This is a genomic window from Pseudomonas sp. 8(2025) (assembly GCF_052665325.1).
This window is the reverse complement of record NZ_JBQOIE010000011.1, coordinates 148,117-171,428: the sequence shown is the minus strand read 5'-3', so window position 1 is coordinate 171,428 and position 23,312 is coordinate 148,117. Positions and strand designations below refer to the sequence as shown.

The window sequence follows — 23,312 nt, the reverse complement described above, 5'->3', positions numbered from 1 at the left end:
ATCCCCGAACCAGTCGGGGATTTTTTATGCCTGATCAATCAGCCCAGGGGCCGATCAATCTTCGCGATAGCGACGCAGCTTCAGCTGCTTGCCGGCAACGCGAGTGTCCTTGAGCTTGGTCAGCAGACGGTCCAGACCGTCCTCCGGCAGCTCGACCAGGCTGAAGCTGTCACGCACCTGGATGCGGCCGATAGCTTCACGGGCCAGGCCGCCTTCATTGAGGATCGCGCCCAGAAGGTTCTTGGCAGCGATGCCGTCACGGGCACCCAGCGCGGTGCGGCAGCGTGCACGACCTTCGCCCAGAGGCATTGGCGCGCGACGCTCACGGTCACCACGATCAGGACGGTCACCGGAACGCTCGGGACGATCGCCACGTGGGGCGCTGTTGGGCACCAGTGGACGCTCTTTCTCGATCGCGGCCAGGTTCAGCGCTTGACCGTTGGTAGCCTTGCGCAGCAGGGCTGCGGCCAGGGCACGCGGGCTGCAACCGATGTCGGCGGTCAGGCGATCAAGCAGATCACCGTGGGTCGCTTCAGCATCAGCCACCAGCGGCGACAGGCTGTTGGTCAGCTTCTTGATGCGGGCATCGAGAACGGCTTGGGCGTCCGGCAGGCGAACTTCGGCAACCTTCTGACCGGTTACACGCTCGATCACTTGCAGCATGCGACGCTCACGTGGAGTCACCAGCAGCAGCGCGCGGCCTTCGCGACCGGCACGGCCGGTACGGCCGATACGGTGCACGTAGGATTCCGGGTCGTACGGCATGTCCACGTTGAATACGTGGGTGATGCGCGGTACGTCCAGACCACGGGCGGCTACGTCGGTCGCCACAACGATGTCCAGGCGGCCATCCTTGAGGGAGTCGATCACGCGCTCACGCTGGTTCTGGGCGATGTCGCCGTTCAGCGCAGCGGCTTTGTAGCCTTTGGCTTCCAGGGCACTGGCCAGGTCCAGGGTCGCTTGCTTGGTGCGCACGAACATGATCAGGGCGTCGAAATCTTCAACTTCCAGCAGGCTCAGAACGGCAGAGGTCTTCTGGTCGGCGTGAACCAGCAGGTGAGCCTGCTCGATCGCGGTGACGGTCTGGGTCTTGCTCTGGATCTTGACGTGTTTCGGGTCTTTCAGGTGACGCTCGGCGATGGCCCGGATCGACTGCGGCAGGGTGGCCGAGAACAGTACGGTCTGGCGGGTCTCCGGCATGGCCTTGAAGATCACTTCCAGGTCATCCATGAAGCCCAGCTTGAGCATCTCGTCGGCTTCGTCGAGAACCAGGTGGTTCACGGTGGCCAGGACTTTTTCGTCGCGACGCAGGTGGTCGCACAGACGGCCCGGAGTGGCGACAACGATCTGTGCGCCATTACGGATTGCTTTCAGTTGTGGGCCCATCGGCGCACCGCCGTAGACGGCCACAACAGTCACGCCCGGCATTTGCTTGGCGTAGGTTTCGAAAGCGGTTGCTACTTGCAGCGCCAACTCACGGGTTGGGGCCAGGATCAGAGCTTGCGGCTCGCGCTTGGACGGATCAATGCGGTGCAGGATAGGCAGGGCAAAGGCAGCGGTCTTACCGGTACCGGTTTGCGCCTGACCAATCATATCGTGACCGGCAAGGATGATCGGGATCGACTGCTGCTGAATAGCCGAAGGCTCTTCATAGCCGGTAGCGACTACTGCAGCGACAATATTGGGATGAAGTTCAAGAGCGGCGAAGCCGCCGATTTCCTGGGTCATGGGTCTGCCTCTAAGTGCATCCGCAAAGACCCATGCTCCAAAGCTGCGCATGCCGTGTAAGACTCAAGAGTCACCCTGGCAGCTTTGTCGGCGGGGATTTGCGAAAACGATTGGATGAATGGATCGTCAAGGATAGTCCGCGCAGCGGACAAGCAGCCGAAGCTGACTTCGGGGAATTGCATTACCTAAACGTGGCCCGGCTAAAGGCCGGCGCGCACTATACCGGAATTACTCAAAAAAGGGAGTTTTTTTTATCGGAAAAATCCGCTGAACACCCGATTGTCATGGGCTTTGCGCAGACTTCGGCGGCGCGCTATTTTGCTCAGGCCCGGCGCTGTTGGTCATCGCGCTTAAACGGTTCACCTTTGTGCACGAAACCGCCCGCGCCAACCTCCCCTCTTTCTTCCCAGGACAGCGCTCATGAATCAGCCCAGTGCCAGCCGTGTCAGCCATGAACTACGTGGTCACCTGTTCCTTATCGGCCTGGACCGGGTGGCCAAGCGCAATGCCTTCGACCTCGAGCTGCTCAACCAGTTGAGCCTGGCCTACGGCGAGTTCGAAGCCAGCAGCGAGGCGCGAGTGGCGGTGGTGTTCGGCCACGGCGAGCACTTCACCGCAGGCCTGGACCTGGCCAATGTCGGCGCCGCCCTGGCCCAGGGCTGGCAAGCACCAGCCGGTGGCTGCGACCCCTGGGGCGTGTTCAGCGGCCCACGGGTGAACAAGCCGGTGATCGTCGCCGTACAAGGCTACTGCCTGACCATCGGCATCGAGCTGATGCTGGCCTCCGACATCAATCTCTGCGCCAGCAATACCCGCTTCGCGCAAATGGAGGTGCAACGCGGAATCTTCCCTTTCGGCGGCGCGACCCTGCGCCTGCATCAACTGGCCGGCTGGGGCAATGCCATGCGCTGGTTGCTGACCGGGGACGAATTCGATGCTCATGAAGCCCTGCGCCTGGGCCTGGTGCAGGAGGTCATGGCCAGCGAAGACCTGCTGCCCCGGGCCATTGAACTGGCCGAACGGATTGCCCGCCAGGCACCGCTGGGGGTGCAGGCGACCCTGATGTCGGCACGCCAGGCCAGGCTCGAAGGGGAAACGGCGGCCGCCCAGGGGCTGGCGCCGCTGGTGCACAAACTGATGAACAGTGAGGACGCCAAAGAGGGCGTGCGGGCGATGATCGAAAAACGGCCCGGGGTGTTCAAGGGCTGCTGAACAGGGGCCGGCAGATCGGCTTCGCCGGCCAGCCGGCGCCAGCAAGGGCTTATGTGGCCGGGCGGATCGCCTTGATCAAGGGTTGCAGGGAGTAGCCCAAGCGTGGGGCCAGGGCTTGGGCCCGGGCATTCAGGCCTGGCAGGTCCAGCTCCTGGTCGAGGTCGGACGGCACGATCAGAATCACGTTGCCCTCCTTCACCGGCAACTCCCAGTAATGGCGGTGATAGAGCCCGCGCAACAGGGCGGCGCCCAAGGGCTTGCCATCATCGGTGGCCCACTGGTTGATCACCAGCCAGCCGCCGGGGTTGAGGCGCTTCTGGCAGTTCTCCAGAAACCCCCAGGCCAGATGCCCGACGCCGGGGCCGACGTCGGTGTACAGGTCGACGAAGATCAGGTCGGCGGATTCAGCACTGTCCAGCAGCTCCAGGGCATCGCCGACTCTTATATATAGACGCGGATCGTCGTCCAGCCCCAGGTACTCGATAGCCAGGCGCGGCACGTCCGGTCGCAGTTCGATGGCTTCCACATCTTCCAGGGGCAGGAACTTCAGGCAGGCCTGGGTCAGGGTGCCGGCGCCCAGCCCGAGAAACAACGCGCTCTCCGGCGCCTCATGGCACAGGGCACCGATCAGCATGGCCCGGGTGTAGTCGTACTCCAGCCAACTGGGGTCCGCCGTGAACACACAGCTTTGCTCGATGGCATCGCCAAATTCGAGAAAACGATAGTCCGCCACTTCCAGGACCCGGATCATGCCGAATTCGTCATGCACTTCGGCGAGCAGGCGCTCGACGCGCTCCTCAGTCATTTCATCTCCTAGCCGCGCGGGCACAGAACCTTGCCGGCGCGATAAACCAACCGCTCGGCAGCGAGCGGGAAAGGCGCGATTGTCGGCCAAGCGAGAGGAGCAGGTCACGCACTAATTTGCTGCTAACATGCCCCTCCCACCGTTAAAGCACTCGAGTCCGCGATGAGCCAACCCTGGAGCCCCGACAGCTGGCGCGCCCTGCCGATCCAGCAACAACCCCACTACCCCGATGCCGCGCACCTGCTGCAGGTCGAGCAAAGCCTGGCCAGTTATCCACCGCTGGTGTTTGCCGGTGAAGCCCGGGAGTTGCGTCGCCAGTTTGCCGAAGTCACCCAGGGCCGGGCATTCCTGTTGCAGGGTGGCGATTGTGCCGAGAGCTTCGCCGAATTCTCCGCGGCGAAGATTCGCGACACCTTCAAGGTGCTGCTGCAGATGGCCATCGTCATGACCTTTGCCGCCGGCTGCCCGGTGGTCAAGGTCGGGCGCATGGCCGGCCAGTTCGCCAAGCCGCGCTCGGCCAACGACGAAACCATCAATGGCGTGACCTTGCCGGCCTACCGGGGCGACATCGTCAACGGCATCGGTTTCGATGAAAAAAGCCGGGTGCCGGACCCCGACCGCCTGCTGCAGTCCTACCACCAGGCCACCGCCACCCTCAACCTGCTGCGAGCCTTCGCCCAGGGCGGTTTCGCCGACCTGCACCAGGTGCACAAGTGGAACCTGGATTTCATCGCCAACTCGGCCCTGGCCGAGAAGTACAGCCAACTGGCAGACCGCATCGACGAAACCCTGGCCTTCATGCGTGCCTGCGGCCTGGACAGCGCGCCGCAACTGCGCGAAACCAGCTTCTTCACCGCCCACGAAGCGTTGCTGCTCAACTATGAAGAAGCCTTCGTGCGCCGCGACAGCCTGACCAACGACTACTACGACTGCTCGGCGCACATGCTGTGGATCGGCGATCGCACCCGGCAACTGGACGGCGCCCACGTGGAGTTCCTGCGCGGGGTGAACAACCCGATCGGGGTCAAGGTCGGCCCGAGCATGAACACCGACGAACTGATCCGCCTGATCGATATCCTCAACCCGGAAAACGATCCCGGCCGCCTCAACCTGATCGTGCGCATGGGCGCCAACAAGGTCGGCGATCACCTGCCACAGCTGATTCGCGCGGTGGAAAGCGAAGGCAAGCAGGTGCTGTGGAGCTCGGACCCGATGCACGGCAACACCATCAAGGCCAGCAGCGGCTACAAGACCCGGGATTTCGCGCAGATCCTCACCGAGGTCAAGCAGTTCTTCCAGGTCCACCAGGCCGAAGGCAGCTATGCCGGTGGCATCCATATCGAGATGACCGGGCAGAACGTCACCGAATGCATCGGCGGTGCCCGGCCGATTACCGAGGATGGTTTGTCGGACCGTTACCACACCCATTGCGACCCGCGGATGAATGCCGACCAGTCTCTGGAACTGGCCTTCCTGATTGCCGAGACCTTGAAGCAGGTCAAGCGCTAAGAGCGCTTTCGCCGGCTAGCCCGCTCCTGCAAGGGCTGTGTAGGAGCGGGCTGGCCCGCGAAGCTCTTCACCCCAGCACCTCACGCAGGCGTCGCGCGCCATCACGCTGGCAATTGAGCTGAATCTGTTCCAACCCCAGCCAGTCGGCCATCTTTCGCAATTGCAGGGCCAATGCCCGGACACCCTCGTCGTCCAGACCGAATGGCTCCTCATGCACCGCGTGCACCGCCAGACGCCCCTGGGCCCGCTCCGCCCGCAGGTCGACCCGGGCGGCAATCCGCTCGTTGTGCAGGAACGGCAGCACGTAATAGCCATAGACCCGCTTGTGCTCAGGCGTGTAGATCTCCAGGCGGTAGCGGAAATCGAACAGCCGCTCGGTACGGCTACGCTCCCAGATCAGGGAATCGAAAGGTGACAACAGCGCGCTGGCTTCGACCTTGCGCGGCACCCGCGCCTCGGGCAGGCAATAGGCACTTTGCTTCCAGCCCTGGACCTCACAGCCCAGCAGTTCGCCGGACTCGCACAACTCGGCAAGCCGCGCGCGACTATCGCCGGGATCGAGGCGAAAGTAGTCCCGCAGGTCCTTTTCCGTGGCTACCCCCAGTGCCCCGGCCGCCTGCAGCAGCAACCGGCGCTGGGCCTGGGCTTCCTCCAACGGCATCTGCTGGAGGATCGCCGCCGGGATCACTCGTTCCGGCAAGTCATACAGACGCTCGAAACCGCGGCGGCCGGACACTGTCACCTCACCGGCAGCGAACAGCCATTCCAGGGCATGCTTTTCTTCGCTCCAGTCCCACCAGGGGCCGGCCCGCTCTTCGCGGGTGGAGAGGCTGCCGGCCCCCAGCGCGCCCTGCTGCTCCACGGCCGCCAGCACCCGGCGCAGAGTGGCCTGGCGTTCCTGGCCGAAACGCGCCAGTTGCGAGTAGATACCCTGCCCCTGGCGTGCGCGCTGCATGCGCCAGCGCATCAAGGGGTACATGGACATCGGCAGCAGCGAGGCCTCATGCCCCCAGTACTCGAACAAGGTGCGCTGGCGCCCCTGGCTCCAGGCGGCCTGATCGAGCAGCTGCTGTGGATAACTGCCAAGACGGGAAAACAGCGGCAAGTAATGGGCGCGCACCAGGGCGTTGACCGAATCGATCTGCAACAGGCCCAGGCGCTCGATCTGCTGATTGAGTCGGGAGGCCTTGATCGATGCCGGCGGCTGGCGCCCGCCGAAGCCTTGGGCAGCCAGCGCCAGCCGGCGGGCCTGCTTGAGCGAGAAAGAAGGTAGTGCGGGCATGAGCGTCTCCTGGTCTGCCCGCACGCTAGCGCACCCTGGACCGGCTTGTGTAGTGGCCACCGGGTTATTTGTGCATCGGGTCGTCCCAGAACGGGCGGACCGCTTCATGCTCCACATCCGCCCGGCTCAGCCCCAGGTCATGCAGGGCCGAATCGCTCAGGCCGGCAAGCATCCGGCGCTCCTGCGCCAACTCGTGCCAGCGGACCACCTGGTGCCATAGTGCACGTAACGACAACGCCTGAATTGGCAGTTTGTGAACCAGCAGATAACCCTTTTGCGCTTTCATGATCCTGTCCTCCAGTGGGGATGAGCACAGTCTCTTCCCCGAACAAGGATCAATCCAACGAATGTTTCTTATGCAATACATCTCAGGGTTTGATGCTTTGATTCCCCGCCGGTGTTTCCAGGGACCGCTTTCAGATCCGGTAATCCCCCGGCCAGCCGCCCAGTGGGTCGCGACCGAAACCATCGAGGCTGGCCGCCGCCGACTCTTCACAGGCCAGCAGGCTGTAGCCGCCAAGATCATCGGGCAACGGCAGAGCCGAAGGGGGAGTCAGGACAATGGACGGGTGCAGTTGCCCGAGCAACTCTTGCACCGTGCTGCTGACCGCGGGCCGGGCGCCGTTGATGGCCAGCACCGCCGCCTGCGGGGTCAGGGCTTCGGCAAGGACGGTGTAGCCATGGTTGCTGCAACTGACCGGCAACCGGTGTTCCTGGCGCTGTTCCTCGATGACGCGGGCCGGCTGCTCCTCCACCGACAGGACCACCCCGCAACAGCCGGTTGCAGCAATGATCCACGCGTCCGGGTAGCGGCTTCGCAGGCTGGTGTAGGTGGACTGCTTGCCGGTGAGCACGATCAGGCCATCGCGCCCATGAAACTGCCGCACCAGCTCTGCCGAGGATTCCTCACTGACCCGCAGCCAATCCTTTACGCCAAGCACGACCGCCAACTCGCCAATCACTGCACTGGCCTCCTGATAACGGTCGTGACGCACCGACACCGTGGTGGGTATGCCCATCAAGGCAAAGGGCGCGGCGCGGCGGATTGCATGCAGACAAAAGCCGTAATAGGGCAGCAGGCACAGGACTTCCTGGCCATAGCCCTGGCCCGCCCCCTGATCATCCAGGCTCTCCCTGGCGCGAATCAGCCCCCAGCGAAACAGCGACAGGAGCTCGCCATGCAACACATCGCGCCACTTTTCCAGAGCCATCCTGGGTTCCGGCAAACGCCTGGCCAGGGCCTCGAAGTCATCACGCTCGAACAACAGTTCCTGCAACTGCGCCAGGGGCTCCAGGTTCTGGAAATAGGGCTGGTTCATGTTGCGCTCCAGGCCTGGCGCTGCAGCACCGCGTCCTTGCCGGTGCAATAGTGCTGGCGGATGCCATCCAGAAAGCTCCAGGCCAGTGACGGCAGCATGGCCGCACGCGCCACCGAGTCACGGCCCACGTCGCCCCGCGCCAGCAGGTACTCGATGTTGAGCGACGGCCGCTGATCGTGGCCCAGCTCGTCATCCAGTTCGTCATGGGCTGCCATGGCCCCCAGCAACGCTGCACAGCGCGGGTTGTTGGCGGACACCTGCGAGTAGAAACGCAGGTGACGATCATCGCCACGGCATTCGCTCAGGCTTTTTTGCAGATAGGTCGAACCGATCAGGTAGCCCTTCCAGTCATGCCGTGCCAGGTCGCTGAGATAACCGACAAAGGCAGTGGTGGTCGGCAAGGGTCGCATCGCTTCCGGGCGCCGGACTCCCAGTTCGCGCAGCCTGGGCTTGAGGATGTCGCAGTGGGTCAGCTCATCCTGCAGGTGCTGCAACAGGTTTTCGCGGATCCGCGCATCCGCACAGGCGGCAATGGCCGGGCTGACATGTCGGGTCGCCGAGGCCAGGTAATGATAGTTCTCCAGCATGTAGCCGATGATCAGCTCATCCGCGCAGCCCCCGGTCATCTGTTGCCACAGGCCGTGGCCGTCCACCGATACCAGCCAGTCGGTGGTCATCTGTTCGATGGCCGCCACACTCTCGGCGCTGGAGCTCTGCCCATTGAGCAACTGCTCATGCACCTGGGTGATCAGTGCGCCAAAAGGCGCCGGGCTCATGACCAGTTGCGTCATTCGCGGCCCCAGGGCATAGCAGGATGCAACGACGGTATCGGCAGGGTTGTCATCGCCGGAACGCTCACCGTTGACCAGGCTCATCACACTGGACGGCCAGACCGGCAGGCCCTGGAAAATTTCCACGTCCAGGGGCGAATCAGCGGCGTGCAACAGTTGGTCCAGCCCCTCCTCCGCCACCAGTTGGGCCGCGGTGACAATGGAGCTGGCACATCCCTGCTCCAGCGCAGTCAGCCAGCGGTAGATCATTTCGCTGAGGCTGCAGACTGCATTGAGCACCGTGGCCACCACCGGCGCGGGATAGCAGTCCTGGGTGCGCACGGCCTTCTTCCAGTTATCCGAATGCCCATACTGGATGTCGGTGGAAAAATGCCCCAGCACCTTGTCTGTCGCCTTGCGGCTCAACAGGTTGTGGCCCACCAGCAACTCATGCCAACCCAGCACCGCCTCCTGCTCCACCGAGGAGTGCTCCATGAAACCGGAGCAGGCCGCCGACACCAGCTCGCCCATGGCCGCGATCTGCCGGGACAGGTGAATCCACTCCAGGGTTGCGGGCAAAGGCCGGGCCAGCCTGACCATGTCACCGGAACAGCCGATCAGCTCCAGGGCCTCATTGAAGAACTGCGCATGATCCCACTCCTCCAGCGCATGCCTGGACAGCATCAGGGAGATCGGCGACAACCCTATGCCCGGGCTGACCGAGGGGCACATCCTCGAGGCCGCGGCAGCCAGGTAGTGCCGGGTTTCCAGGATATAAGCGTAGAGCGCAGCTTGATCACCCTCTCTTATCTTTCGCCAGATGGGGTGACCATAAACAAACTCTTCTGCAGCGGTATATTGCTCGTTCAGCAGAAAAATAACTTCTTCCGCATTGAACTGGGCGCCCAGCGCCGACAAGTTGAGACTCTGGGCAATGCGTTCGACAATAAAAGCATTATCACTAAGTGTAGAGATAGGCGCTTCCAGACTTCCCAGCAGCAGTACCGAGTGACTGCCGATAGTGCTGCGCGCTAAAAATGGAGGGCTACGCAACGGTTCAGATATATCGATATGAGTAGTTCGAGTAGTGAGGTCCATTTCTGATCCTGCCCTCCAAAGCGTTAGCGTCATTTACTCGACGATGGCTGCCCTAAGTTGCTTCGCCGCCTTCTCCGTACGTTCCACCAGGCCCACCAGCGCCTTGAGGTCTTCCGGCGCCAGCTTGCCGGCTTTGAGCTTGGTCTTGAGCTGTGTCAGCTCGGCAGTGGTTGGCTCAGTGTGTTCCGCTTTCACGTTCATGAAAGGACCCTCCAAAGTTGGTCGCAATCCCAGTACAGACCATCTGTACATGGCAAGCGCAACACTAGTAGCGGATGTTTCTTTAGGCAAACCCAAACAACGACAAAGTTGACCATTAATCGGCCCAGGGCATATTCATTGATTTTTATCGCGCAGCGAAATTAGCAAACAACAACTTATAGCCAACACTCCAGACCTTTTTTGAAAACTTATAGCCAGCACCGATAAGGCTTATCGCCAATAACACAGCACAACTAAAGCCAAAGACAAAACCAATAAAAGCCACGAGCATTAATTGCTGGATCGAACATCATTTATCCGCAGTACTACTTGAACTTAAGGAGCACTATCGACACTCTGTTATCCAGCTATCCCTATTGCGATTGCCCAGCACTACTGATCAGGAGGAAGCGTCATGAGAGACATGCTGAGCGTGGACTGGTCGCGTATCCCGCCCCCCCAGGACGATGGCGCAGCCCGTCACTTGCAAGGCCTGCACTTGCCCGGGCTACGACTGCCCTCCACCTCGGGCGAAGGGGTCGACCTATCGACGTTGCCCGGCATAACGGTGCTCTATGTCTACCCGCGCATGGGACGACCGGATTTGCCGCTGCTGGAGGGCTGGGACATGACCCCCGGCGCCCGCGGCTGTACCCCGCAGTCCTGCGGCTTTCGCGACCTGGCCGAAGAACTCGCGGCGGCCGGGGCGGCGAACCTGTTCGGCCTCTCGAGCCAGGACAGCGACTATCAACGTGAAGCCGTCGAGCGGCTGCACCTGCCCTTTGCCCTGCTCTCCGATGCACAGGGGCAATTGACCGAAGCCCTGGGGCTGCCGATGTTCGAATTGAACGCCACCCGCTTCCTGAAACGCCTGACTCTGATTCTCAAGGCCGGGCAGATCGAAAAGGTGTTCTACCCGGTGTTTCCACCGGACCAGAACGCCCGGCAGGTGCTGGCCTGGCTGCAAGCGCAACGCCAGGGATGACGCCATGGCCTTTCGAGGAATAAGATCAGGCCCAGGAATGCTTCCTGCCCTATGCATCTCAGGATTTGATCAATGTCCCAGTTCCCCAGCATCGACACCGAAGTGCTGCGCACCTTCGTCGCCATCGCCGATGAAGGCGGTTTTACCCGGGCTGGAGAACGGGTCAACCGCACCCAATCGGCGGTGAGCATGCAGATGAAGCGCCTGGAAGAGGACGTGCTGCAACGCCAGCTGTTCCAGCGCGACGGACGCCAGGTCAAGCTGACCGCCGAGGGCCAGGTACTGCTGGGCTATGCCCGGCGCATCCTGAAACTGCATAGCGAAGTGTTCAATACCCTGCGCGAACCGCACATGGTGGGGCTGGTGCGCATCGGCACGCCGGATGACTATGTGATGCGTTTTCTACCGGGGATTCTGTCGCGCTTCGCCCAGAGCTACCCGCTGATCCAGATCGAAGTGCATTGCGAATCGTCCAAGCAACTGCTGCAACGCCAGGACCTGGACCTGACCATCGTCACCCGAGAGCCGGGCAACGAGATCGGCCAACTCTTGCGCAAGGAGCGCTTCGTCTGGGCCGTGGCCCAGTGCTTCACGCCCCATGAACAGACGCCACTGCCGCTGGCGATGTTCAACAGCGACTGCTTTTGCCGGCTGTGGGCCTGCAACGCCCTGGATGCCATCGGCCTCGACTATCGCATTGCCTACAACAGCTCCAGCCTGTCGGCAATCATGGCGGTGGTCAGCGCCGGGCTGGCGATCACCGCTCAGCTGGAAAGCCTGATCACGCCGGACCTGCGCATCCTCGGCGAGAACGAAGGGCTGCCGGAGCTGCCCGAGGCCAGCATCATGCTACTGCGCAACCTCAGCCAGCCCTCGCCCATCACCGAATGCCTGGCCGAACACATCGTCGAAGGCTTCAAACTTTAAACGCCAGCATCACCGCACACACCACCAGGAAGCCGCAGAACAGGCCGCGCAACAGCCGCTCGGGCAAGGCGTGGGCGACCTTCACCCCCCAACTGATGCTCAGCAAGCCACCGGCTGCCAGCGGCAGACCGATCGCCCAGTCCACCTGATGGTGAAAGCCATAGGTCACCAGGGTGACCCCGGTGCTGGGTAGCGCCAGCGCCAGGGACAAACCCTGTGCTACCACCTGGGTGGTGCCGAAGACACTGGTCAGTACCGGCGTGGCAACCACTGCGCCCCCCACCCCGAACAGCCCGCCCATGGCCCCGGAAGCGGCGCCCAATACCCCGAGCCAAGGCCAGGGGTAACGCATCTCGCTGCTGGCCGGGGCACTGGCCATGAACATGCGCAGCAGGTTGTAGGCCGACAGCACCAGAAGAAAGGCGACAAAGCCGATGCGCATCTTCTGTGCATCGATGCCCACCGCCCAGATCGAGCCCAGCCAGGCGAAACTGAACCCCATCAGGGCCAGGGGCAAGGCGTGGCGCGCCTCTATGCGGTTGCGCTGGTGATAGCGCCACAGCGCGAGTAGCACATTGGGTACAACCATGACCAGCGCCGTGCCCTGGGCAATCTGCTGGTCCAGGCCAAACAGCACGCCGAGCACCGGAATCGCGATCAAGCCACCGCCAATACCGAACAGCCCGCCCACCGTACCCAACGCCGCGCCCAACAACAGATACATCATCAACTCGATCACAACCGCTCTCCTCACCTGAGAGCTGCATGCTACGCAGTCGGCCCTGGCACGGAAACGCATAGCAACGCACAATGGCTTTGCCGTTTTCGCATAAGCGAGCTGATCATGAATCCCAATACACTGACCGAACAACTGGGGCTGTTTCTTGATGTGCTGGAGGCGGGCAGCTTTTCCGCAGCGGCACGCCGCCATCCGCTGACGCCCTCCGCCGTGGCCCGGCGCATCGACAGCCTGGAAAACGCCGTGGGCACCACTCTGTTCATGCGTACCACCCACGCCGTGGTCGCCACCGCCGCCGGCCAGGCCTTTGCCGAACGGGCCCGGCGTATCGTTGCCGAGCTGCAACTGGCTCGGGCCGAGGCAGTTTCCCTGAGCCATGCCCCGGAGGGCCTGATCCGCATCGACGCCCCTGCTGCCTTCGGGCGCCGCCACTTGGCGCCGGCCATTGCCGATTTCCTGGTGCTCTACCCCGGGCTGGATGTGCAGTTGCACCTGATCGACAGCTTTGTCGACATGCAGGGCTCCCACCTGGGCAAGGTCGACCTGGTGCTGCGCGCCGGCCAGCGCGTGGACACGCGGATGGTCGCCACCTCCCTGGCCAGCATCGTGCGTATCGCCTGTGCCAGCCCCTCCTACCTGAAAAGCCGCGGCACCCCCAGCCACCCCGCCGAACTCAGCCAGCACGACGGCCTCGACTGGGATGGCCTGGCGCCGCTGTTCGCCTGGCGCTTCGAGCTTGACGGCCAGGTGCAGAGCCATCGTCCGCAGCGTATACGCCTTGGTGCCAACAACGCTGAAGCCCTGCTTTCCGGGGCCTTGGCCGGGCTGGGCATTGCCCACCTGCCCACCTGGCTGGTGAGTGAATACCTGCTGCGCGGCGAACTGGTGCCGCTGTTCTGCGAAGGCGGCCTGCCCAAGCCGGAAACCGCCGGCATCTACGCCTTGCGCATGGAACAGCACCCCAATGCCCGTAGCCGCCTGCTGCTGGAGTACCTGAAAAGCCGCTTCAGCCCGGTTCCGCCCTGGGACCTGGCATTGCAAAGCGCGATGGGCTGAGACCTGAGGAAAATTATCTGGCGCATTAAAGACTCGCCCGCTAGATTCATGACCATCAATGATCAAGGCCGCCAACATGACCACCGAACGCTCCCCCCTGGACTCCTGCGATCAACTGCTGCTGGACAACCAGGTGTGCTTTGCCCTGCACTCCACCTCGCTGATGCTGACCAAGGTCTACAAGCCTCTGCTGCAGAAGCTGGGGCTGACCTACCCGCAGTACCTGGCGATGCTGGTGCTCTGGGAACGGGACGGGCTGACGGTCGGCGAGATCAGCCAGCGCCTGCTGACCGACCCCGGCTCCCTGACCCCGCTGCTCAAGCGCCTGGAGGCCGAAGGTCTGCTCAGCCGCACCCGCAGTCGGGAAGATGAACGGGTGGTGATTGTCCAACTGACGGAACAGGGCCGGGTGCTGCGCGAGCAAGCCCGGGACATTCCCCAGTGCATCCTCGGGGCCAGCGGCCGGAGCGTGGAGCAATTGCGTCAGTTGCAGGAAGATTTGCAGGTGTTGCGCGGGCATCTGCAGGACAGTCTTTGACGCTTTGCTGGCAAGCCAGCCCCCTATGGCTGAGGCTAGCTTCTCAACCGAAAAAATATTTTTTTCAGAATCAATGAGTTGCCCATGACTCAAGGCTAATGGAGGGGTTTTCAGCAAAATTTATCTTGCGCACTAAATATTAGCGAGATACATTTATTTCGCACTTACTTAGCGCGCAAATAATTAGCGCGAAAATCACCTACCACGAGGCTTCCACCATGCAAACTCTCTACACCGCCGTTGCAACCGCCACCGGTGGCCGTGATGGCCGCGCTGTTTCCAATGACCAGATCCTCGACGTCAAACTGGCCACCCCCAAGGAACTCGGTGGTGCCGGTGGCCAGGCGACCAACCCTGAACAGCTGTTCGCAGCCGGTTACTCGGCCTGCTTTATCGGTGCCCTGAAGTTCGTCGCCAGCCAGAGCAAGCGCAAGATCCCGGACGACGCTTCGATCACCGCCCATGTCGGCATCGGCCAGATCCCCGGCGGCTTCGGCCTGGATATCGACCTGCATGTGAGCCTGCCCGGCCTGGCCGAGGACGAAGCGCAAAGCCTGGTGGATGCCGCGCATCAGGTCTGCCCCTACTCCAATGCCACCCGTGGCAATGTGGATGTGCGCCTGCACGTTACGGTCTGAAACGGCAAATTCCAGGCATAAAAAAGCCCGACTCAAGGTCGGGCTTTTTCGTCTACAGGGGCGAGCCAGGTTTAAACCTTGGCGCGGCCTTTGTAGGAACCGCCTTCGCGGGTATCGATCTCGATCATGTCGCCGATTTCGATGAAGTCCGCAACGCTCAGCTCGGTACCGTTTTTCAGCTTGGCAGGCTTCATCACCTTGCCCGAAGTGTCGCCGCGCGCGGAACCTTCGGTGTAGTCAACCTGGCGCACGATGGTGGTCGGCAGGTCAACGGAAACCAGACGGTCTTCGAAGAACACAGCTTCGCAAACGTCGGTCATGCCTTCTTCGATGAACGGCAGAACCGCTTCGATGTCTTCGGCGTTCAGCTCGTACATGGTGTAGTCAGTGGTGTCCATGAACGTGTAGGTGTCGCCGCTGATGAACGACAGGGTCGCTTCTTTGCGATCCAGGATCACGTCGTCCAGTTTGTCGTCCGCACCGTAAACGGTTTCGGTCTTGTAACCGGTCAGCAGGTTCTTCAGCTTGGTCTTCATGATCGCGCTGTTACGACCGGACTTGGTGAATTCAGCTTTCTGAACCAGCCAAGGATCGTTGTCGATACGGATCACGGTACCGGGTTTGAGTTCTTTACCAGTTTTCATTGCGAATATCCGAATTTGGATGGGATTTACAAAAATCTAGGCCGCGTATCATATCCAATTTAGGTAAAACTGCACCAGCGCCGCAGCAAGATCGGGCTGGGAGCCTTGTTCCAGACACCATTGCTCGGCGTGCGCGGCGACTTCCGGCCAGTATTGCAGCAGGTTTTTCCAGGGTTCAGCCATCGATGCTTCGCTGTTCCAGGCCTGCCACAGGGCCAGTACTGCAGCCTTGGCCCCCGGGGATAGTGTGCGGGTATAGAGGCCGAGAAAAGCTTCGAGCTTGTCCAGGTGGATGTCTTCATCCTGGCGATAGATGTGCCAGAGCATCGGACGCCCGGCCCATTGCGCCCGAACGAAGGAGTCCTCCCCGCGCACCGCGTTGAAGTCGCAGCACCAGAGCAGCCGGTCGTAATCCTCCTGGCGCACGAAGGGCAGCACCTGAACGGTCAGCGACTGGCGTACCTGTGGACAGCCCGGCGCCAGCGGTTCCTCTCCCAGCCAGCGCTGCACATCGGCCAGCACGCGGCCTTCGGGCACCAGCAGATGAGTCGGCTGCCCGTCGTCGGCCAGGGCCTGCAACCAACTGGCAACCCCGGCATTTTCGTAGGCGAACAGCGAGATCAAGCGACTGCCGGCAACAGGCGATACGCCCAGGGATTTCAGGAAATCCAGCCGGGCCTGGGGCCTGCCCTGGAAATCCCGGCGCTGCTCGAGCAGCCCGGCCTCGCGCAGCAAGCCGCCGGTATCGGCCTGGAATCCGGGAAAGAAGAAGTACTTCTGCACCCCGCGAAACTTCACGGAAGGCAGGCCATGGCACCCGCCGACCCAGTCCTCGGCGCTCAGGTAGTCCAGGTTCAGCCACAGTGGCGCACGCGCACGGTCGGCCATGGCGTCCATGTAGGCGTGGGGCAACTGGCAGGCGAAAGCCGCGATCACCACATCGGCCGCCGCCTCGTCCGGCCACTGGGCCGGCCAGTGCCGCACCTGGACGCCATCCTGAATCTGGCTGGCCTTTTGGCTATCGATCTGCGGGCAGATCTTTTCGAAAGCGCGCAAATCATCGACCCACAGGCGCACCACACATTGATGCTCGGCCACCAGTTGCCGGGCCAGGCGCCAGGTCACGCCGATGTCGCCGTAGTTGTCGACCACGCTGCAGAAAATATCCCAGGAGGCTTTCATTCCACTCCCCGATTGGCAAAGGCACCGATTGTCCGCATAAATGCTCCTGCGCAGAAGAGCCAACCGCGATTATCTTCGTGCGACAATCGGCCCTTGCCCAACACCGCCCGCCAGGAGGCAGCCATGTCCCATCGTCCCACCGCACGTCGCTCCTTGCGCATCAGTTTCAACTTCCTGGCGCTCACCGCCAGCATTGCCCTGGGCCTGTGGCTGGGTTTCCTGGCGATCGCCCTGACCTGCTGGCTGGCCTCGCACTACCTTTTCAGCCAGCAATTGGCTCCGGTCGCTCAAGCGGTGCAGCAGTTGGCAAAACCACCGGTGGCCGCGCCACCCGAGCCACAAAACCGAATGTTCGAGCAGTACCAGGAAAACCTGCGCAAGAACGAGGAACTGCAATCCCTGGACAACGCCCGCAGCAACCTGCGCAACCTGTCCAACCCTAAATGCCAGTTCTGGTTGCAGCAGGACCAGACCGCGCCGAGCGAAAAAAGCCGGGCCAACGTCCTGCAATTCTGTAATTGACCATGAATAAACAGTCCGTCTGCCAACTGATTCTGCAACAGCTCCGGGACGACCAGGAGGTCGCGGTGCGGGCGGCACAAACCGCTTACGAAACCGCCACCCACGAAGAAAATATCGCCGAGAACAAGTACGACACCCTGGGGCTGGAAGCTTCCTACCTGGCCGCCGGCCAGGCTCGACGGGTCGAGGAAATCCGCCAGGCCCTGGGCCTCTGGCAGAACCTGAGCCTGCGCCCTCATGACCCGCAGAAGGGGATTCAGATCGGTGCGCTGTTGGGGCTGGAAGATGAGAACGGCCACGAACAGTGGCTGTTTCTCGGCCCGGATGGCGCGGGCCTGAAGGTCTACGTAGTGGGGCAACTGGTGACCGTCATCACCCCCCGCTCGCCCCTGGGCAACAGCCTGCTGGGCAAGTTCGAGGACGATGAGGTGGAGATCGTGGTGGCGGGCGCCCGGCAACAGTTCACTGTCACCGAGGTCCGCTAGGCAGGCTGGGGATCAGTGGACCGGCAATTCGACGCCGTCGAACAGCTCTTCCAGTTCCTGCTTGTTATGGCAGGCAATGGCCTTGGCCATGACTTCGCGGGTCAGGTGCGGGGCGAACTTCTCGATGAAATCGCACATGAAGCCACGCAGGAAAGTGCCGCGACGGAAACCGATCTTGGTGATGCTCGATTCGAACAGTTCACTGGCATCCAGCACCACCAGGTCGCTGTCGAGCTTGGTGTCGACCGCCATCTTGGCCACGATGCCCACGCCCAGGCCCAGGCGCACATAGGTCTTGATCACGTCGGCGTCGGCAGCGGTGAATACCACCTTGGGCGTCAGGCCGCGATGGCTGAAGGCCTCGTCCAACTTGGAACGACCGGTAAAACCGAACACGTAAGTGACGATCGGGTACTCGGCCAGGGTTTCCAAGGTCAACTTCGGCAGCTTGGTCAGTGGGTGGCCCTGAGGCACTACCACGCAGCGGTTCCAGCGATAGCACGGCATCATCACCAGGTCACCGAACAACTCCAGGGCCTCGGTAGCGATGGCGAAATCCACGGTGCCGTCAGCGGCCATTTCGGCAATCTGCATCGGCGAACCCTGATGCATGTGCAAGGCCACATCCGGGTACTGCTTGATAAAGCTGCTGATCACCGGTGGCAAGGCGTAGCGCGCCTGGGTGTGAGTAGTGGCGATGGACAGGGTGCCCTTCTTCTCGTTGGAGAACTCCTGGGCGATCTGCTTGATGCTTTCGACCTTGCGCAGGATCTCGCCAGCGGTGGTGATGATGCGCTCGCCGGCCGGGGTCACGCGGGTCAGATGCTTGCCACTGCGGGCAAAGACCTCGACCCCGAGTTCGTCCTCGAGCAGACGGATCTGCTTGCTGATACCCGGTTGCGATGTGTAAAGGCTTTGCGCGGTAGCGGAGACGTTGAGGTCGTGGTGCGCCACTTCCCAGATGTAGCGCAATTGTTGAAGCTTCATATCAATCCCTCAAAGCAGGTAGACGCCACGGGTATCAGCGACGGTATATAACTATATTAATGGTCAGGAGAATAAATCTAGAACTTTTATTCAGAATTTTCCATTCCATCCTCAGGTATCGCCCTGACGTCGACGCTGCACCAGAGGCACCAGGTAAACCGGGACTTTGGCCAGTTGCAGAACTCGCGTTGCGGTACGCCCCAAAGGCGTTTGCGCCCCCACCCCATGGCTGTGACTTCCTACGATCAGCAAATCCACAGAGAGTTTCCCCGCCTGCTCCAGAATCACCTGGGACGGGTCCCCCTGAAGCACCCGCACCGACTGGATCAAGGTCAGGTCCTGCATCCCCTCCCCCAGCTCCTCGCGAAAACTGTCCAGCACCCGTTGCTCTATATTGGCCATCACTGTATTCAGGCCCTGGCGGTGAAACTCATTCAACGACTGCTCATCCAGGTAGCTCTGCAACACTGATTCGGCGAACAGGCCCATGGGCTCCACGGCGTGCACTACATGTAAGTCGGCATTGAACGTTCGAGCCAGCTCCAGGGCATGTTGCATCACAAAGGGCGCATACAGACCGAGGTCAGTGGCATACAGCATCGAACGAATCATATGACCTCCTCAACTGCCAAGATGGCGGAGATTGATTCAGCTTAGCAGTGCCTGGAACTGTGGGAGGTCCGAGGAAAAACCACGGATTTTAGGATTCAAGCCTTGGTTTCGTTGCTTATGCCGTGCGGCACGTGACCGGTGGCGACCACTTCGCGAGCCAGCTCGCAGTGACCGGCCTGGTCGTCGAAGAACACGTCGGCTGCAAAGGCTTCGAGGAAGGCGGCTTTTTCCAGCCCGCCAAGGAACAGCGATTCGTCCAGGCGGATGTTCCACTCGCGCAAGGTGCGGATTACCCGCTCATGGGCCGGCGCGGAACGGGCTGTCACCAAGGCGGTACGGATCGGACTGGCCTCATCGGAAAACTCTCCCTGCAGTAGGTTGAGTGCCGCCAGGAATCCCTTGAACGGCCCGCCCGGCAACGGCTCTCGTGCCGACTGCCGTTCACTGGCCTGGAATGCCTCCAGGCCGCCGGACTGGTAGATACGCTCCGAGTCATCGGAAAACAGCACCGCATCACCGTCGAACGCGATGCGCAGTTCGCCATTTTCAGCGCGCCGGGTGCCGCCGGACAGAATGGTTGCCGCAGCAAAGCCGGCCTCTAGTGCACTGCGCACATCATCGGCATGGGTGGAGAGAAACAGGTCGCTGCCAAAGGCCGCCAGATAGGGATAAGGGCTGCGCCCGCCGACGAAGGCTGCTCGGGAAATGCCCAGGCCGTAGTGCTCGATCGAGTTGAACACACGCAACCCGGTGTCGGCACTGTTGCGCGAGACCAGCACCACCTCGACCCGGGCTCGGCCCAGGCTGGCATTCAGGCTGAGGAGTTTCTTGACCAGAGGGAAGGCATCACCGGGCTCGAGGACTTCCTCTTCATGTTCGATCTGGTATTGCCGATAGGCCTCGACCCCCTGGGCCAGATAGACCTTGTGGCTGTCGCCCAGGTCGAACAGCGCCCGCGACGAGATCGCCACCACCAGCTTGCCATCCAGGCCCTTTGCCATATTTCATCCCCTTAAAGGTAATAAGCCCAACTCAGGCGTGGTGCCGGTCGATGAAACTCAAGGCCTGGTACAACGCCTGGATCTTCGGCAGCTCACAACCTGCGGCCCGCGCTGCCGCCAAGGGTGCAGCATAGATAGCTGCCAGTTCCAGAGGACGCTGGTGCAGGAAGTCATGGTACATGCTGGGCCAGTAATCCGGCATGTGCTCGGTGGACTTGAACAGTTGCTGCGCATAGGCCGCGGGGATGGCATGCCCGCAAGCCGCCGCCCCCTGCAGCACTTCCTGCATCAGGTCCTGGATCAGCTCGCGGCTGGCGGGGTCGGCCATCAGTGGCGTGGTACTGGCTCGGAGCAGAACCGACAGACCGTTATACGGGACATTCCACACCAGCTTCTGCCAGCGCGCCTGCTGCAGGTTGCCCATGGCCTGGGAATCGAGCCCCGCCTCGCGAAACAGCGCGGCGCCCTCCTCGACAATCGCCTGGCTCAGGGTCGCATCGGCACTGGCCGGGCCACTGTGGTAACCAAGGTTTACCGCGCCAAGCGCCTGGTGCTCGATCTGCCCGGGCCCGGCGCGGTGCACACAAATAAAGCACAAGCCGCCCAGAAGATGCAGCGAATCGGGAAGCACCGCGCGCAGGTCGTCTTCGACATCCAGCCCATTCTGCAGTACCAGAACCTTGGCATCGGTGGCCGCGGCCTGAATGATCGCCGGCGCCAGATCAAGGTTGCTGGTGGTCTTGGCGCCCACCAGCAGCCAGTCGCAAGGCGGCATCTGTTCGGCATTGGCGTAGGCCTGCGCCGGCTTCAACGTCAGCTTGCCGTGCTGGCTGCTGTTGACTTGCAGCCCATGCTCGAGCACTGCCGGATATTCGCTGCGCAATAAAAAGTGCACGTCGAAACCGGCACGTGCCAGCATCACCCCGTAAAAACCTCCGATCGCTCCGGTCCCGATAATGCCTACACGCGGTTTACGGCCTGCACCCATCAAGGCAACTCCTCTGGTATTCGATTAAGCGCCTGACGCAGGCTCTCGCTGAGATCCTGCTGCGTCAGGCGCGACTGTAGCGCTCCATGAAACTCACCGTCGCGGACCACGAACAAAGCCGGCAAGTGGAACACCTGATAGCGCTGAACCGCACCGCCATTATCGCCCGCATCGACCCAGCAAAGACGGTCGATGGGTAGCTCCAACTCCGGCAGCCGCGCCCGGGCCCAACGGCAACTGGAACAGCCGACACTGGTGAAAACAACCAGGGAAACGCCGCCCAGGCCCAGTAATTGCTGGTCGATATCGAAATCGGTCAGTTCCAATTCGAGCACTATACTGGGGGAAACAATGTCAAATGGACGACACTCGGAGTCTGCGGTCATGGGACGTTTTCTGCCTCATCCTGATGATGTTCCGGTTGAACTGACCTTGCGCAAGCACGCCTGTATTTCACGCCAGCGGTTGCACACTATCAGCCTCGGTGGCATGGCGTGCAATTACCACCGTGCCTGGCGCCGCGGTACCGCGCTGGAGGTGTACATGCCAACGTTGGGGGATAACGCCCGTTACAACGGCTATGTCGCCTGGTGCCTGAAACGCAAGCGTGGCTACCTGGTGGGCATCGCTTTCGTCGACGAACAAACGCTGTTCGGCGCGCGCATGGGTGAGCAGGTGTGCCAGATCGCCCGCTACTGTCGCCTGCATGAACCTCAGAGCGAACAGCAATGCATTGAGGCGCTGGCGCTGGATTGGGTCGAGCAGCACGCAGAAGACTATTCCGAAGACCGTGTGCACCAGGCTTTTGTGCAGCCATAGCCCAATAAAACCGCCACCTGCCCATTGTAGAGTCACCGGCTAACGCGCTAAGGTTCCGCTCCCCGACGCGCTCAAATCCGCTGTGCTCCGCCGCGCGGGGATCGCTGGCGGCCGGCACCCGTGACCTGACGAGTAACACGATGGCTGATTTACCGATCAACGACCTTAACGTCGCCTCCAACGAGACCCTGATCACCCCTGATCAACTCAAACGAGACATCCCGCTGAGCGACACCGCCTTGCGCACCGTGACCAAGGGTCGCGAAGTGATCCGCAATATCCTCGACGGCACTGATCACCGCCTGTTCATCGTCATTGGGCCCTGCTCGATCCACGACATCAAGGCAGCCCACGAATACGCCGAGCGGCTCAAGGCACTGGCGGCTGAAGTCTCCGACACCCTGTACCTGGTGATGCGCGTTTATTTCGAGAAACCGCGGACCACCGTCGGCTGGAAAGGCCTGATCAACGACCCTTACCTGGACGACTCGTTCAAGATCCAGGACGGCCTGCACATTGGTCGCCAGTTGCTGCTGGACCTGGCTGAAATGGGCCTGCCTACTGCCACTGAAGCCCTGGACCCGATCTCCCCGCAATACTTGCAGGACCTGATCAGCTGGTCGGCCATTGGTGCACGTACCACCGAATCCCAGACTCACCGCGAAATGGCTTCGGGCCTGTCCTCGGCCGTGGGCTTCAAGAACGGCACCGACGGTGGCCTGACTGTGGCAATCAACGCCTTGCAGTCGGTTTCCAGCCCTCACCGTTTCCTGGGGATCAACCCCCAGGGCGGCGTGTCGATCGTCACCACCAAAGGCAACGCCTACGGCCACGTGGTACTGCGCGGCGGCAACGGCAAGCCCAACTATGACTCGGTCAGCGTCGCCGTCTGCGAGCAGGCCCTGAGCAAGGCCAAGATCAAGCCGAACATCATGATCGACTGCAGCCACGCCAACTCCAACAAGGACCCGGCACTGCAGCCGCTGGTCATGGAAAACGTGGCTAACCAGATCCTCGAGGGCAACCAGTCGATCATCGGCCTGATGGTGGAAAGTCACTTGAACTGGGGTTGCCAGGCGATTCCGAAGAACCTGTCGGAACTTCAGTACGGCGTATCGATCACCGATGCCTGCATCGACTGGGAAAGTACCGAGAAGACCCTGCGCGGCATGCACGCCAAGCTCAAGGACGTCTTGCCGAAACGCGATCGCAGCTGATCCTTTCCTGCAGACACAAAAACGCCGGGCCAAGCCCGGCGTTTTTCA

Annotated in this window: 25 protein-coding genes and 1 pseudogene; 11 read left to right on the top strand and 15 right to left on the bottom strand. The window is 61.7% G+C overall.

The features are described 5' to 3' along the window. Positions 1 to 54: 54 nt before the first annotated feature. A pseudogene (locus tag ACUXVH_RS21265) lies at positions 55 to 1,762 on the bottom strand (DEAD/DEAH box helicase). Positions 1,763 to 2,148: 386 nt separating this feature from the next. Here ACUXVH_RS21265 and ACUXVH_RS21260 point away from each other — a divergent pair. Beyond that, positions 2,149 to 2,940 carry a crotonase/enoyl-CoA hydratase family protein gene (locus ACUXVH_RS21260; protein WP_445495822.1) on the top strand — a complete coding sequence of 264 codons (792 nt, stop codon included), beginning with the start codon at positions 2,149 to 2,151 and terminating at the stop codon, positions 2,938 to 2,940. 49 nt (positions 2,941 to 2,989) lie between these two features. Here ACUXVH_RS21260 and ACUXVH_RS21255 read toward each other — a convergent pair whose 3' ends face one another. After that, complete coding sequence (locus tag ACUXVH_RS21255; protein WP_011062527.1) at positions 2,990 to 3,745, bottom strand: spermidine synthase; 756 nt, start codon at positions 3,743 to 3,745, stop codon at positions 2,990 to 2,992. 162 nt (positions 3,746 to 3,907) lie between these two features. On the opposite strand from ACUXVH_RS21255, the gene ACUXVH_RS21250 reads away from it, so the two are divergent. Further along, on the top strand, positions 3,908 to 5,254 hold the full coding sequence (locus ACUXVH_RS21250) for a class II 3-deoxy-7-phosphoheptulonate synthase (RefSeq protein ID WP_011062528.1): 1,347 nt from the start codon (positions 3,908 to 3,910) through the stop codon (positions 5,252 to 5,254). Between the two features lie 67 nt (positions 5,255 to 5,321). Here ACUXVH_RS21250 and ACUXVH_RS21245 read toward each other — a convergent pair whose 3' ends face one another. From ACUXVH_RS21245 to ACUXVH_RS21225, 5 genes are all read right to left on the bottom strand, one after another. Next, positions 5,322 to 6,536 carry a winged helix-turn-helix domain-containing protein gene (locus ACUXVH_RS21245; protein WP_015636534.1) on the bottom strand — a complete coding sequence of 405 codons (1,215 nt, stop codon included), beginning with the start codon at positions 6,534 to 6,536 and terminating at the stop codon, positions 5,322 to 5,324. Positions 6,537 to 6,600: 64 nt separating this feature from the next. Beyond that, positions 6,601 to 6,822: a DUF1127 domain-containing protein gene (locus ACUXVH_RS21240; RefSeq protein WP_015636535.1), complete on the bottom strand. Its 222-nt coding sequence runs from the start codon at positions 6,820 to 6,822 to the stop codon at positions 6,601 to 6,603. A 130-nt stretch (positions 6,823 to 6,952) separates the two neighbouring features. Next, positions 6,953 to 7,855 carry a hypothetical protein gene (locus ACUXVH_RS21235; RefSeq protein WP_019092874.1) on the bottom strand — a complete coding sequence of 301 codons (903 nt, stop codon included), beginning with the start codon at positions 7,853 to 7,855 and terminating at the stop codon, positions 6,953 to 6,955. After that, a complete protein-coding gene (locus ACUXVH_RS21230; RefSeq protein WP_170866321.1) occupies positions 7,852 to 9,309 on the bottom strand; it encodes a hypothetical protein in 1,458 nt (485 codons plus the stop codon). The genes ACUXVH_RS21235 and ACUXVH_RS21230 overlap by 4 nt, the downstream gene beginning before the upstream one ends. Before the next feature lie 447 nt (positions 9,310 to 9,756). After that, a complete protein-coding gene (locus ACUXVH_RS21225) occupies positions 9,757 to 9,924 on the bottom strand; it encodes a hypothetical protein (RefSeq protein ID WP_015636538.1) in 168 nt (55 codons plus the stop codon). A gap of 415 nt (positions 9,925 to 10,339) precedes the next feature. On the opposite strand from ACUXVH_RS21225, the gene ACUXVH_RS21220 reads away from it, so the two are divergent. Both ACUXVH_RS21220 and ACUXVH_RS21215 read left to right on the top strand, forming a co-directional pair. Next, positions 10,340 to 10,909 carry a peroxiredoxin gene (locus ACUXVH_RS21220; protein WP_011062532.1) on the top strand — a complete coding sequence of 190 codons (570 nt, stop codon included), beginning with the start codon at positions 10,340 to 10,342 and terminating at the stop codon, positions 10,907 to 10,909. A gap of 72 nt (positions 10,910 to 10,981) precedes the next feature. Next, the gene (locus ACUXVH_RS21215; RefSeq protein WP_065365477.1) at positions 10,982 to 11,836 is read left to right on the top strand and encodes a LysR substrate-binding domain-containing protein; all 855 of its coding nucleotides are present in this window, start codon (positions 10,982 to 10,984) and stop codon (positions 11,834 to 11,836) included. Here ACUXVH_RS21215 and ACUXVH_RS21210 read toward each other — a convergent pair. Next, on the bottom strand, positions 11,826 to 12,575 hold the full coding sequence (locus ACUXVH_RS21210) for a sulfite exporter TauE/SafE family protein (protein ID WP_011062534.1): 750 nt from the start codon (positions 12,573 to 12,575) through the stop codon (positions 11,826 to 11,828). The two genes, ACUXVH_RS21215 and ACUXVH_RS21210, sit on opposite strands and share 11 nt — an antisense overlap. A 105-nt stretch (positions 12,576 to 12,680) precedes the next feature. On the opposite strand from ACUXVH_RS21210, the gene ACUXVH_RS21205 reads away from it, so the two are divergent. The 3 genes from ACUXVH_RS21205 to ACUXVH_RS21195 all read left to right on the top strand — a co-directional run bounded on the left by ACUXVH_RS21205 (position 12,681) and on the right by ACUXVH_RS21195 (position 14,807). Beyond that, positions 12,681 to 13,631 carry a LysR family transcriptional regulator gene (locus ACUXVH_RS21205; RefSeq protein WP_011062535.1) on the top strand — a complete coding sequence of 317 codons (951 nt, stop codon included), beginning with the start codon at positions 12,681 to 12,683 and terminating at the stop codon, positions 13,629 to 13,631. A 76-nt stretch (positions 13,632 to 13,707) separates the two neighbouring features. Then, a complete protein-coding gene (locus tag ACUXVH_RS21200) occupies positions 13,708 to 14,169 on the top strand; it encodes a MarR family winged helix-turn-helix transcriptional regulator (protein WP_011062536.1) in 462 nt (153 codons plus the stop codon). 218 nt (positions 14,170 to 14,387) lie between these two features. Continuing rightward, entirely contained in the window at positions 14,388 to 14,807 is a 420-nt protein-coding gene (locus tag ACUXVH_RS21195; RefSeq protein WP_065365476.1) for an organic hydroperoxide resistance protein, read from the top strand. A 71-nt stretch (positions 14,808 to 14,878) separates the two neighbouring features. Here the strand turns inward: ACUXVH_RS21195 and ACUXVH_RS21190 are convergent, their stop codons facing one another. Next, the gene (locus tag ACUXVH_RS21190; RefSeq protein ID WP_007931398.1) at positions 14,879 to 15,451 is read right to left on the bottom strand and encodes an elongation factor P; all 573 of its coding nucleotides are present in this window, start codon (positions 15,449 to 15,451) and stop codon (positions 14,879 to 14,881) included. Positions 15,452 to 15,499: 48 nt separating this feature from the next. Then, positions 15,500 to 16,633, bottom strand: a complete 1,134-nt coding sequence (gene earP / locus ACUXVH_RS21185) for an elongation factor P maturation arginine rhamnosyltransferase EarP (RefSeq protein WP_011062538.1) — start codon at positions 16,631 to 16,633, stop codon at positions 15,500 to 15,502. Positions 16,634 to 16,756: 123 nt separating this feature from the next. Between earP and ACUXVH_RS21180 the strand changes: the two genes are divergently transcribed. Then, positions 16,757 to 17,155: a hypothetical protein gene (locus tag ACUXVH_RS21180; protein WP_011062539.1), complete on the top strand. Its 399-nt coding sequence runs from the start codon at positions 16,757 to 16,759 to the stop codon at positions 17,153 to 17,155. 2 nt (positions 17,156 to 17,157) lie between these two features. Continuing rightward, on the top strand, positions 17,158 to 17,640 hold the full coding sequence (locus ACUXVH_RS21175; protein ID WP_065365475.1) for a GreA/GreB family elongation factor: 483 nt from the start codon (positions 17,158 to 17,160) through the stop codon (positions 17,638 to 17,640). A 12-nt stretch (positions 17,641 to 17,652) separates the two neighbouring features. On the opposite strand, the gene cysB is transcribed toward ACUXVH_RS21175, so the two are convergent. The 5 genes from cysB to ACUXVH_RS21150 form a co-directional block, all read right to left on the bottom strand. Continuing rightward, positions 17,653 to 18,627: an HTH-type transcriptional regulator CysB gene (gene cysB, locus ACUXVH_RS21170; protein WP_011062541.1), complete on the bottom strand. Its 975-nt coding sequence runs from the start codon at positions 18,625 to 18,627 to the stop codon at positions 17,653 to 17,655. A 111-nt stretch (positions 18,628 to 18,738) separates the two neighbouring features. Further along, on the bottom strand, positions 18,739 to 19,239 hold the full coding sequence (locus ACUXVH_RS21165) for a universal stress protein (RefSeq protein WP_011062542.1): 501 nt from the start codon (positions 19,237 to 19,239) through the stop codon (positions 18,739 to 18,741). A gap of 95 nt (positions 19,240 to 19,334) precedes the next feature. Continuing rightward, positions 19,335 to 20,240: a 5'-nucleotidase gene (locus ACUXVH_RS21160; RefSeq protein WP_065365474.1), complete on the bottom strand. Its 906-nt coding sequence runs from the start codon at positions 20,238 to 20,240 to the stop codon at positions 19,335 to 19,337. Between the two features lie 31 nt (positions 20,241 to 20,271). Then, positions 20,272 to 21,228 (bottom strand): putative 2-dehydropantoate 2-reductase, encoded by a 957-nt coding sequence (locus tag ACUXVH_RS21155; RefSeq protein WP_065365473.1) that lies wholly within the window; start codon positions 21,226 to 21,228, stop codon positions 20,272 to 20,274. Then, the gene (locus ACUXVH_RS21150) at positions 21,228 to 21,614 is read right to left on the bottom strand and encodes a thioredoxin family protein (protein WP_011062545.1); all 387 of its coding nucleotides are present in this window, start codon (positions 21,612 to 21,614) and stop codon (positions 21,228 to 21,230) included. Before ACUXVH_RS21150 ends, ACUXVH_RS21155 begins: the two co-directional genes overlap by 1 nt. On the opposite strand from ACUXVH_RS21150, the gene ACUXVH_RS21145 reads away from it, so the two are divergent. Then, the gene (locus ACUXVH_RS21145; RefSeq protein WP_011062546.1) at positions 21,613 to 22,047 is read left to right on the top strand and encodes a PilZ domain-containing protein; all 435 of its coding nucleotides are present in this window, start codon (positions 21,613 to 21,615) and stop codon (positions 22,045 to 22,047) included. The genes ACUXVH_RS21150 and ACUXVH_RS21145 overlap by 2 nt on opposite strands. 140 nt (positions 22,048 to 22,187) lie before the next feature. After that, the gene (locus tag ACUXVH_RS21140; RefSeq protein WP_011062547.1) at positions 22,188 to 23,264 is read left to right on the top strand and encodes a 3-deoxy-7-phosphoheptulonate synthase; all 1,077 of its coding nucleotides are present in this window, start codon (positions 22,188 to 22,190) and stop codon (positions 23,262 to 23,264) included. Positions 23,265 to 23,312 lie beyond the last annotated feature (48 nt).